Below are 11,823 nucleotides of genomic sequence, written 5' to 3' on the forward strand. Positions count from 1 at the left end.
ATTACCATAGTATCTGCAAAGATACCGTTAAGTCTAAAGGTAGTTAGGTTTAATAAAAATTCACATACACAGGAAAGATTGGTAACATTATTTGAGACGAGACTATTATTGTAATTATGCCAAAACGCACAGATATAGAATCTATATTAGTAATAGGAGCAGGCCCAATAGTTATAGGTCAGGCATGCGAGTTTGATTATTCCGGAACGCAAAGCTGTAAAGTATTAAAAAGTGAAGGTTATAAAGTCATTTTGGTTAACTCCAATCCTGCAACTATAATGACAGATCCTGAATTCTCTGATGCAACTTATATTGAGCCGGTACTGCCTGAAATCATAGAGAAAATTATAATCAAGGAGATGCCAGATGCAATATTGCCAACAATGGGCGGGCAAACAGCACTCAATTGCGCAATAAAACTTGCAGATGATGGAGTGTTAGACAAATACAACGTAGAATTAATAGGGGTAAATAGAGAAGCAATAAAAAAAGCAGAGGATAGAGAGTTATTCCGCCAATCCATGGATAGAATAGGACTGAAATACCCCAAAAGTATCATTATAAAAAATCAAGAACAAATAAAAGAGGCTTTGGACTACATTGGATTACCAGCAATCATCCGCTCATCATTCACCCTTGGTGGTGCAGGTAGCGGCATAGCATACAATAAAGAGGAGTTTTTCAATATTGCAGAAAGTGCTCTAAAAATTTCACCAATAAATGAAGTTCAGATAGATGAATCAATTATGGGCTGGAAGGAATATGAAATGGAAGTTATCCGTGACTGCAAGGATAACTGTATAATAGTGTGTTCAATAGAAAATATTGATCCAATGGGAGTGCACACCGGAGATAGTATCACAGTTGCTCCTGCTTTGACTCTGCGTGATGCTGAATATCAACAAATGAGAAATGCATCTATAGCAGTGCTAAGAGAAATTGATGTTAGTGCCGGTGGTGCAAATGTTCAGTTTGCAGTGAATCCTAAAGAAGATGGAAGCCTCGTTGTAATTGAAATGAATCCAAGGGTTTCTCGCTCTTCTGCACTTGCCTCAAAAGCAACAGGCTATCCTATTGCAAAAGTTGTCACTAAACTTGCTATTGGATATTCGCTCGATGAAATACGTAACGACTGCGCTCCAATAATACCAGCAGCATTCGAACCAGTGATTGATTATATCGTTACTAAAATTCCTCGTTTTGAATTTGAGAAGTTTAAGGGGACGAATTGTGAATTATCAACCTCCATGAAATCAGTGGGAGAAGTAATGTCGATCGGCCGCACTTTTAATGAGTCACTGCAGAAAGCTTTTCGTTCACTTGAAACTGATCTTACAGGACTTGATGAAGTATTTCCTGGGAACATTGATATTGATCACGTAAAATCTCAATTAGCAAAATTGCTGCCAAACAGATTACTGATTGCTGCTGACGCAATGCGTCATGGAATAAGCATAGAAGAAATAAATTCGATTACAGGATATGACTTGTGGTTTTTGCAGAATATACAGCTAATTATATTAGCTGAACAAAAAATCAAGGAAAACGGCCTGCCTGAGACTGCATATGAAATGTTAGAGCTGAAAAAAATGGGGTTTTCAGATGCAAGATTGGCAAAATTAAGCAATAAGAAAGTAGAGCAAATTGAAGAAATAAGAAAAAAATTTGGCATTAAACAAGTTTATAAGCGTGTAGACACCTGTGCAGCTGAATTTGAATCGAGCACTGCTTATATGTATGGCTGTTATGAGGGTGATGTTGAAAATAAAACGGAATGTGAGGCGAATATTTCGGATCGAAAAAAAGTTGTCATTTTAGGAAGTGGTCCAAACCGCATTGGTCAGGGTATTGAGTTCGATTATGCTTGCGTACATGCAGCTTCTGCCGCCAAAGAAATGGGGTATGAAACAATAATGATTAACTGTAATCCAGAAACCGTTTCAACTGATTATGATACCGCTGATCGTTTATATTTCGCCCCACTGATTGCAGAGGATGTGCTTGAAATACTAAGCAAAGAGCAAGAAAATGGCACACTGGTTGGTGTAATAGTTCAAATAGGTGGTCAAACACCTTTAAAGTTAGCCAAAGTGCTTAACGAGAGAGGTTTCAAAATTCTGGGAACTTCGTTTGATTCTATTGACCTTGCAGAAGATCGCATGAGATTTAAAAACCTTGCTTTGCAACTTAATTTAAAACAACCTGAAAGTTCTATCTGCCATTCAGTAAAAGAAGCGTTAACCAACGCAGAAAAGGTGGGGTTTCCACTAGTAGTCAGGCCATCATATGTCCTCGGCGGTCAGTCTATGTCGATTAGACATGATACTCAGAGCTTTAAAGAGTATGTCTTGAATCAAACCAAAATTTTTGAACACGGGTCACTGCTTCTTGATAAATTTTTAGTCAATGCAGTTGAGGTTGACGTTGATGCTGTATGTGATGGGAAAAAAGTTTTCATTGCAGCGGTCATGGAGCACATTGAAGAAGCTGGTATCCACTCTGGCGATTCAACATGCTCAATACCGACAAATACATTGAGTGACGAAGTAATAAAAGAGATCGAGCTCCAAACTGAAAGAATAGCTCTTGCACTAGAAGTGAAAGGTCTGATAAACATTCAGTTTGCTGTTCAAGAGAATAGACCTCTTGCAGAACCTGTTTGTGATGAGAAATTTTTAGAAAAAGTGCAGATGAGCATCACAGAATACTCGAATGTATTTGAGGAGCGCAGACAAGCTTTGACGACAAAATTGCCTTCAGAAATCGAGTTATGCAAGAGGTCTAGTGATGTATACATACTTGAAGTGAATCTAAGGGCTAGTCGCACAGTTCCTTTTATTTCCAAGGTAATCAATATTCCTATTGCAAAGCTTGCCACTCAGGTTATTTTGGGTAAAAAATTGAATCAGGAAAACAAGCCTTTCAATCATTTTGCAGTTAAAGCTGCTGTTTTTCCATTCACGCGTTTTTCGGGAATTGACACTTTACTTGGTCCTGAAATGAAATCAACAGGAGAAGTGATGGGAATTGACTTATCTTTCGAAGCTGCACTTGCAAAAGTGCACATGGCTGCAGGATACAAGTTACCAACAGAAGGAACAGCTCTGGTTTCAGTAAAAGATGATGATAAAGAGTATATATTGCCTGTTGCACGAATGTTGAAAGAACTGAATTTTGAAATATATGCCACCAAAGGCACAGCTTCGTATCTGAACAATAACGGCATTGCTGCAAAAGCTGTAAATAAAGTGAGAGAAGGCAGACCCCACATAGTTGATATGCTCAAAGATGGAAAAATAAATCTAGTGATCAATACCTCAAAAGGTGTAAAGTCAGTCTCAGATAGCAAAGATATTCGCAGAACTGCTATTTTGCAAAATATAGCTTATAGCACCACAGCTTCTGGGAGTAAAGCGTTAGCGCTTGCAATTCAATATGTAAAGAATAGCAAATTGGAAGTGAAATCATTACAGCAGATACAAAATGTTTAAATATCAAGACTATAATAAATTATTACTTATTTCAAAATTAGGATCGTGCAAGCTAAGGCGAGAGAAATTTAATTAAAGGATTTTGTGTCAGTATCAATATATAACTGCCTTGAGCGTTTGTTGAAAGGCTTTGTACTAATTTTCTTGATTCAAACAATATGCTAGACTTTAACTTAAAAATCTTTGTAAGTGATCACAACTGAAAGGTGTTTTCATGCATTTTTTACCTGAGTGCAATAAGTGTAATTCATTGAGTTTCCAAAATTGATAATGAAGAAAAGCATTACTCGTCTAATAAAAGCAATTCAATACTCCTGTGAAGGAATAAAATCAGCTTTTGTATCAGAAGTTGCGTTCAGACAGGAGTTACTGCTTTTTATAATATGTGTTTCAACTTTGTTTGTTTTAGATGTAAGTAATTTAGAACGTGCAGTAATGGTAAGTAGCCTATTTTTGGTGTTAATTGTAGAAATTATTAACACTGCTTTTGAAACAACAATTGAGCGTATTTCCAGTGAACAACATATACTTTCAAAAAAAGTGAAAGATCTAGGTAGTGCAGCAGTTTTTCTCTCATTAATTAACTTCTTGATAACATGGATGATAATATTGATATGAATGTTGTTAAGATATATTTTCAAATTCACCGATTAAGACTTGCATGTCTTGTGGTAAATCAGAAACAAATTCCATATATTCTTTACTTTTTGGATGATATAAGCCTAGCGTGTGAGCATGTAGTGCCTGTCTATTGAAATTACGGATAAAGTCAGAGTTTTTAGCATGTTTTGCACTTTTACTACTATTTTTTCCGTAAACTTGATCATCAACTACAGAATGTCCTATGTGGCTCATGTGTACTCGAATTTGATGTGTTCTGCCTGTCTCTAAAGTACATTTAACCAGGCTTGCTTGCCCTATAATTTTCTTCACTGAATAATGAGTGATTGCTAATTTACCTGCTGTTTTTGTGACACACATCATTTCTTTATTACTGCGTTTTGGAGCAATATGGGTTTTTACTGTTCCTTGCAGATTAGGTAATGCTCCCCAAATTACTGCTAAGTATTCCCGTTTTATTTTACGATTTGATAGCAGCTCAGACAAGAAGCTGTGGGATTGTTCATTTTTTGCAATTACCATGAGTCCACTAGTATCTTTATCAAGCCTGTGAACAATTCCTGGTCTTGTATTTGTATATGGAATTTTGCCAAGGTGAGCGATCACTGCATTCAGGAGTGTATCATTGTTTGTTCCAGCACCTGGGTGTACTGTTAATCTACTTTGTTTACTCAGAACTATAATGTCCCCATCTTCGTAGATGATATCAAGCTTTATATTATAGTTAGGTTCAATTGATGTGGATATGTCAGGTTGAACGAGATGTACTATATACTCTTCACCTGGTTTTACTATGTGGTCATTATTAATTATCGGCGTGCCAAATAATGTTACCCGCTCATCTTGTATCAATCTTTGCGCTTTACTGCGTGATATGTTGCACTTTTTAGCTATGTAAGTATCTAGCCTTAATTTTTTTTCGTCACTATTAACATTTAAGGTTATATCTATGGTCACTACCCTGCGCAAGCTACTTTGAATGCTGCATGAACATCTGGATTCACAAAATCAACTTTTGTACTAGGTTGAATTTGAAGGCTGTCTTGTTTTTTAATATGGCAAATTGTTTGAGAGCCATCTTTCCAGTAAATTATTATTTTATTATCAAAATCCCGTAGCGTTAACTCCCTCTTTTCTTCTTTTTTATCTTTTTCTTCTAGCTTAATAGACTCTAATAAATAATATAGAAAGTCACTTGCTTTACCGTTAACTTTTTTTCTCCATTCGTCCATTTTTTCTTGTTCAGATAATTCTTTTTCCAATTTTGCATTTTCTTGCTCCAGCTCTTTCATCCTTTTTTTTGATTTTAATAGTCTATTTTTTTCTTTTGCTTTTTTCTCTTCATCCCGTTGTTTGTCAAAAGGAGTAGCAGTAATACTGCCTTCACTGCTATTAGGTTCATTTGATTGAGTCTGTTTATTCTTTAATTCTGCTAGCTCATCTTTTACTTTTTTTAGTTCTTCTTCTAATTCGTTCTTTATCTTTTCCGCTTCTTCTTTTTGTTTTTCCAATGTATCTATGAACTCACGATCATCGCTAATTGTTCTTTCTCCAGATTGAAAAAAGCCAACTAATCTGCTTGGTTCAAATCGCTCAACCTTATCTTCAGCGATTTTAATAGTATTCTCTAAACTAGAAAAAATGCTTTCAATTTTTAGTGAATTTGTTCTTTTTGCCAGCTCTTTAGCTTCGCTTAAAATGACCATCATTTCCTTACGCAACTTATCTAAATCTTTTTTGATGTCTCCTCTAATTCCTTGTAGATGAACAAGTGTTTCTTGAATTTCATCATTTGCAGGTTTTAGAAGTTTGCTATCAAGTAGATCTGTAGCTTCACCTAAGTGCTTATCGAGTGAGTCAACAATTTTATCTGTAAAATCAGTCAAGTGCTTATCAAGTAATTTTATCAATCGAGATATAGAATCATTTTCTTCCTCATCTTTTGTCTTTTTTTTCCATTACCGATACAACCCCACCTCTTCTGAATGGAAAGAGAATATCCAAATTGTTAAACTTTTTAACAATATTATGATTATTGTTTATCTCATTGTTTTTTAGCTTGCTGAATGTTATACATATCCCAACAATAGCAATGATACTAGCCAGTGCAACTATGGCCCATTCCAAATCCTGAACATTGGCAAAGCTAAATCTATTTTGTATTAATGCGCCAACTATAATTACAGTGCTAATTATATATGGTATGGTAAGAAAAATGGCCTTATTTTTATTCTCCTGTTTCTGACTATCTAATATCTTTTTCTGACTTTCAGAAATTGGTAAAACTATTGAAAAGTTTGCTTTTTTGTGACCTATAAGACTTAAATTTGGTTTTATCTCTATTTTTAGAGCATTTTCAGCAAGTTCACTTATCTCGTTGTCTTTGCCACCTCTAATTTTATCATTTATTAATTCCTCTATCGGCTTTTTTCCTTCTTTTATCTTCTGCTTATGCATATATCTCATAGCAGAAGAGGCAACAAAAGCTGTTAAAAGAATAACAGAAACTAAGGTATAAATTGGCATGAATGTTGGGTTAAAAATATCTGTAATAAAGCTTAAATTATTACTAGTTATTATTATTGCAGCTACATAAGCCAAAGAAAATTGAAGCCAAGTATTTACAGCTGCTATAGGTAGAGTGTTACTTACGGAATATTTCTTTGTTGCACGCCATAATCTAGGAAAAAAACCAATAGCATCATCTATTTTGGCAAAATTATGATCTACCTTAACCTTGAAAGGATTTGTTGTATCTGAATGCATAAATTTCCTTACACCTTAATTAATTATATATAAATGATACTTTAAAAACAAGTTTTTTGGCTTATGCCAAGGACGATTAGAACGCACTTTACTAACCTTTATACCACTATCTGTTAGCCAAACAGCAGTTGTGTTAAAAGTCAATAGAAAAATTGATGTAGCTGTGAATAAGTACTTAAAATTTGTGTGGGCGTACTTATTCACAGCTATGCTATTACTATATAGAAACAGTTTTAGGGCTATACTCCTCAGTAAACAGTCTACCGTCTCTTACTAAAGAGTTAGCAAGGATAAGTAATTTTCTCATTGCAGCAGTAGAAGCAACTTTATATGGTTTTTTATATTGATTGTATAGCCTATCAAAGAAGATTTTTATATAAGAATTGTACCTTTGCGCACTAAGAATGCACATATGTAAAACCTTTCTAATTTGTGATCTACCACCCTGAATACACCTTTTTCCCTTACTAAAACCACTATCTCGATTAAAAGGTGCAACTCCGGAAAGGCTGGATATTTCTTTATGTTGGAGAGTTCCAAGCTCGGGTAGATAACAAATAAAAGTAATAGCTGTTATTGCACCTATACCAGGTATACTAGTTATTGACATATACTTTTTTTTAAGCTCTTGATTTTTATCGACTAATTCCATTACCTCATCTTCTAAGACTTGAATTTGATTTTGTAAAACTGCAAGTAGCTCTTCCATTTGTTTGATTATAGATAAATCGGTTACTTGATGAGCTTGGGTTTTTTGTATTTTTGCTATTTCTACTAGTTGATTCCTGCGAGATAATTTTTGCTTCAAACAGTCAATACTACTAACTTTTAAAGGAGTGACACGCATGTCTGTATTACTAACATAACGTGAGATGATGCTACAGTCTATTTTATCAGTTTTAGTAGCAATACCAAGGCTTTTTGCATAATCTCTCACCCATCTTGGTTGAATGACATATACTTCAAAACCATGGCTTAATAAAGTATAAGCACATAATTTTTCGTACCCACCAGTTGCTTCAAGTCCAACTTTGGTTACGTTATGTAAACGCAAAAAGTCGATTATTTGATCAATAGCTTGAACGTTATTTTCAAATACTTTATGATGTCCAAGTGGATGAATATGGATATCTAGTTTATTTTTGCTAATATCAATGCCAGTAATAATATTTGATAAATTCATAATCCCTCCATAAATAATGTGTATACTGCATTTTCCACCCTTATATACGAGCCTAAAAGCTCAACCAGTTGTTCGGAACTTTCAGTATAATAAACCAGAGAGGAGAACCTTGCTGCAAAACGGTCCTTATGACCAAGAGTATGTACGGTTCCTCCTCTCTGCGTGTCTTTATACCGCCATTTCGTGACATTTATAAAGACTTGTTTTTAACATATAAGAGTGTGTGCCATATGCTTCTAAGTCAGCATACTTGATGGTTTTAGTATTGCAAGCTGGGTAGTTGAATTTGCTTAGCTGAATTACTAGATCGACATTGTTACAACTTTCTACAATATCTTCTTTTTTATAAGCTAGCAACACTGACTTATTATTTCCTTTATTATATATACAGTCATAATCATTACATTTTAGCCTTTTGTGTGAATTACTGAATTTAGTATGATTCAAAATTTGATTCTGCCCGTTTTGTTTAGCCCATGTTTTGACAACAAAGTTCCTATTTTTCCTAGTAAGAGAATATAGTAAACTGTCATCTTCTTTTACAGCAAGATTATCAATGCTGACCAGGATGTCAGGGGTTCTATACATAGCGCTAGAGAAAATACCCAGCACAATAAAGAAAATTCCAAAAAAACGCCAATTCCTTTCCCACAAGCATAGCCACAATAACCCAAGTGTTATTATAATAATTGATGAGCCAGGAAAAGTGCGAGTGGGAATAACCAAATACTGAAGACTAGCGATTGCATTTGTTATACACAAGATACTGTCAATTGGGCGCTCTATAAATGGCGCTATAATCCATTCAATACCTAAAGGAATCAATAAAACATAAATTATTCCAAGTGGAATAATAATGAGTGTAACTATTGGTATAGCAATCAAATTTGTGATAATGCCACTGATTGAACAATAGTTAAAATTGTATATTGTGTACGGAATAGTTGCTAAACTTGCTATGACTGAGCTGATCATTATCGACACAAAATATTTTATTATTTTTATTTTAAATAACTTATTAGCATTGATCTGATAGCTGGCAATTAGTGCCAAAACAGCAGAAAATGACATTTGAAAACCTGGCTTTAAGATTGCTTCTGGCTCCACTATGAGTATCACCGAAGCAGCAAATGCAATTGCTATTAATCCTCGATATTTCCTTTCTATGATTATTGCAACAAGTACCAAGATCACCATGATGTAGGCACGCTGAGCAGAAATTTGCATACCGGTAATCAACAAATAAAAGGTAGTTGGCAAGATAGTAAAGAATGCAGATATTTTTTTAGTGTTATATTTAAGAGTCAAAGTTTCAGATATTGCAAATAAATTACGGAATACTATAAAAAACAGACCAGCAACAAACGATAAATGTAAACCAGATATAGCGAATAAATGTGCTATACCTGAATCTCGTATCGCATTCATAGTTTTTTGATCTATCCCGTCTTTTTTGCCAATTAATAATGCAGAGATTATGTCCGCGTGTGGCTTTTTGGTATTTTGCTGTAGGTTTTCATAGATATATTGACGGAAAGATTCTATATACTCTTGAAATTTTCTTGCTTCAGCCTTTTTGTACAGGACTATTTTGCTTGTTGCAAAGCCTGTTGCACTTATTTTCTGATAATATGCTATTCTTGCGAAATCATATGCATATTCCGAAGGCGCAATTTTTGGAGGAAAGAGTTTTGCTGATAATTTTACTTGATCCCCTATTTTAATGCCTTCTTCCGCTTTGGTTCTAACTGATATTCTGATGTTATCTAACTTAAACTTCGTGTTTTTTATTTCATAAAGCAAAAATTGCTCATATGAGCCCTTGTTATTAATATCTTTCACTGTAGCAACAATATCTTTCACATACCTTTCCTTATCAAGAATGTGAGTATTAACTGAATCTGTTCTGAATTTGCTGGCTGTAAATCCTATGAGCACTGCAATTAAAGAAATGCATAATATTGCGTATTTCCTGTATAATATTGCAATCAGAATTAGTATAGGTGAAAGCAAGAGAAAAATAGATATAGTGAAAGCACAGCTTGGTTCAAAATTTAATGAGAAATAGGTTAAAATTCCTGCACACTGAAAAACAGGGAACCACAATATCAAGTTATATTTTTCATTGCACAGATTGTTATGTATATAATTTACTATCATGTTAAGAAAGGTTAATAGATATATAAATATATGTAATAGTGTGATTTTATTCTTTTATTTATTATTATTACGCATATAATAATAAATAAGCAACGACGCGGGATGGAGCAGCTCGGTAGCTCGTCAGGCTCATAACCTGAAGGTCGTAGGTTCAAATCCTACTCCCGCAACCATCTTTCAATTGTACAAACACTGCGATTTCTCTTATTATAATAGCAATGGTATTTCTAACTCAAAGCTTGTTTTTGACCTGTAGGCTCAATCGTAACATTCAGTAAAAAACTCAGGGTATTTATTGACAAAATTATAGCGGCTGCATGCCTTTTTTCTTTTTTCTTATTACATCAATAATTTCACTATACACTTTATTGTTGTCTTTATCTGCAATTCCAGTAATAACATTACATCTATTAGATTCTTTTATAGCTATTTCTTGAAATCCTTCTCGAACTTTATTATAAAAATCAACGTCCATCTCTTCATACTTATTTTTATCCTTTGCTCTGCTGAGTCCAACTTGAACATCAATATCTAAAATAAATGTGATATCTGGATATTTAATTTCCACTAATTTGTGTAAGTCTCTTATTAGACTCAAGTCAACACCTAGTCCATACCCTTGATACGCAATAGTTGAATCGATAAATCGATCACAAATAACTGTCTTTCCCTCTTTAAGAGCTGGTAGTATTAATTCTTTCATATGTTCATATCTCATTGAGGTAAATAATAAAAGTTCAGAGATGGGATCAATATTATCCTTAAGTAGTAATCCTCTTATTTTTTCTGCAAAATCAGTACCACCTGGTTCTCTAGTCAATACGACATTATTTTCACCGTGAATTTGCTTGAAATAATTTGCAAGTAACTCAGACTGTGTTGTTTTACCAGAACCATCTATTCCTTCGAAGGTTATGAACATAAATTTTATAATTACAATGCTAAATGCAAACAGTGTACATAGAAACCATTTGACATTTAAGCAATAAGATCATAAATTATATACGGTATACAATTCTCTATGAGCTATGGTTACGCTAGACACTCCTAAGATAGATTTAGACTTTACTGCAAAGAATTTCAATCTCTTGGGAGTGGATAACAAATATTATACATTAAGTGACTGCTATGGGGAAAATGGTCTTATTGTAATGTTTATATGCAATCACTGTCCTTACGTTCAATCAATTATTAGCAATCTAGTAAGCGATGTTAATTTGTTGAAAAAAGATTATCAGGTAAACACCGTTGCAATCATGCCAAATGATGTGAATAAGTACCCAGAAGACTCCTTTGAAAACATGATTAATTTTGCCAAGAAAAATAAGTTTACATTTCCATATTTAATTGACAGTAACCAAGAAGTAGCTAAAGAGTATGGTGCTGTTTGTACCCCTGATCTCTTTGGGTTTAACGCTGATTTAAAACTTCGTTATCGTGGACGTTTTAACAATGCAAAAAAAGAGAAAGTTCAAAATTATGAAATAGGAAGTAGTGATTTATTTCAAGCGATGAAATTTATTGCAAAAACTAGCAATCCTCCAATTGACCAAAAATCAAGTATTGGTTGCTCAATCAAGTGGTCTAATTCTACAGGGTAAA

General features: G+C 34.1%; 9 protein-coding genes and 1 tRNA gene. 4 read left to right on the forward strand and 6 right to left on the reverse strand.

Annotated elements, in window-relative coordinates:
• The first annotated feature begins 116 nt into the window (after positions 1-116).
• Positions 117-3,491, forward strand: a complete 3,375-nt coding sequence (carB, locus tag EJB00_RS00570) for a carbamoyl-phosphate synthase large subunit (protein ID WP_135353030.1) — start codon at positions 117-119, stop codon at positions 3,489-3,491.
• A gap of 270 nt (positions 3,492-3,761) precedes the next feature.
• Complete coding sequence (locus EJB00_RS00575; protein ID WP_007302306.1) at positions 3,762-4,109, forward strand: diacylglycerol kinase; 348 nt, start codon at positions 3,762-3,764, stop codon at positions 4,107-4,109.
• Between the two features lie 6 nt (positions 4,110-4,115).
• On the opposite strand, the gene EJB00_RS00580 is transcribed toward EJB00_RS00575, so the two are convergent.
• From EJB00_RS00580 to EJB00_RS00600, 5 genes are all read right to left on the reverse strand, one after another.
• Positions 4,116-5,069, reverse strand: coding sequence for an RluA family pseudouridine synthase (locus tag EJB00_RS00580; protein ID WP_015588260.1), 954 nt, complete (start codon positions 5,067-5,069; stop codon positions 4,116-4,118).
• Positions 5,069-6,022 (reverse strand): coiled-coil domain-containing protein, encoded by a 954-nt coding sequence (locus EJB00_RS06275; protein ID WP_225416286.1) that lies wholly within the window; start codon positions 6,020-6,022, stop codon positions 5,069-5,071. Before EJB00_RS06275 ends, EJB00_RS00580 begins: the two co-directional genes overlap by 1 nt.
• A gap of 25 nt (positions 6,023-6,047) precedes the next feature.
• Positions 6,048-6,878 carry a hypothetical protein gene (locus EJB00_RS06280; RefSeq protein ID WP_225416287.1) on the reverse strand — a complete coding sequence of 277 codons (831 nt, stop codon included), beginning with the start codon at positions 6,876-6,878 and terminating at the stop codon, positions 6,048-6,050.
• Positions 6,879-7,095: 217 nt separating this feature from the next.
• Positions 7,096-8,061, reverse strand: coding sequence for an IS110 family RNA-guided transposase (locus EJB00_RS00590; RefSeq protein WP_135352759.1), 966 nt, complete (start codon positions 8,059-8,061; stop codon positions 7,096-7,098).
• A 168-nt stretch (positions 8,062-8,229) separates the two neighbouring features.
• On the reverse strand, positions 8,230-10,221 hold the full coding sequence (locus tag EJB00_RS00600) for a ComEC/Rec2 family competence protein (protein ID WP_015588093.1): 1,992 nt from the start codon (positions 10,219-10,221) through the stop codon (positions 8,230-8,232).
• 96 nt (positions 10,222-10,317) lie between these two features.
• On the opposite strand from EJB00_RS00600, the gene EJB00_RS00605 reads away from it, so the two are divergent.
• Positions 10,318-10,394, forward strand: a tRNA-Met gene (locus EJB00_RS00605).
• 131 nt (positions 10,395-10,525) lie between these two features.
• On the opposite strand, the gene tmk is transcribed toward EJB00_RS00605, so the two are convergent.
• The gene (gene tmk, locus EJB00_RS00610) at positions 10,526-11,143 is read right to left on the reverse strand and encodes a dTMP kinase (RefSeq protein WP_015588094.1); all 618 of its coding nucleotides are present in this window, start codon (positions 11,141-11,143) and stop codon (positions 10,526-10,528) included.
• 106 nt (positions 11,144-11,249) lie between these two features.
• Here tmk and EJB00_RS00615 point away from each other — a divergent pair, with 106 nt between their 5' ends.
• Positions 11,250-11,822 carry a thioredoxin family protein gene (locus EJB00_RS00615; RefSeq protein ID WP_015588095.1) on the forward strand — a complete coding sequence of 191 codons (573 nt, stop codon included), beginning with the start codon at positions 11,250-11,252 and terminating at the stop codon, positions 11,820-11,822.
• Position 11,823: the final 1 nt, after the last annotated feature.

The organism is Wolbachia endosymbiont of Drosophila mauritiana, from assembly GCF_004795975.1.
GTDB lineage: Bacteria > Pseudomonadota > Alphaproteobacteria > Rickettsiales > Anaplasmataceae > Wolbachia.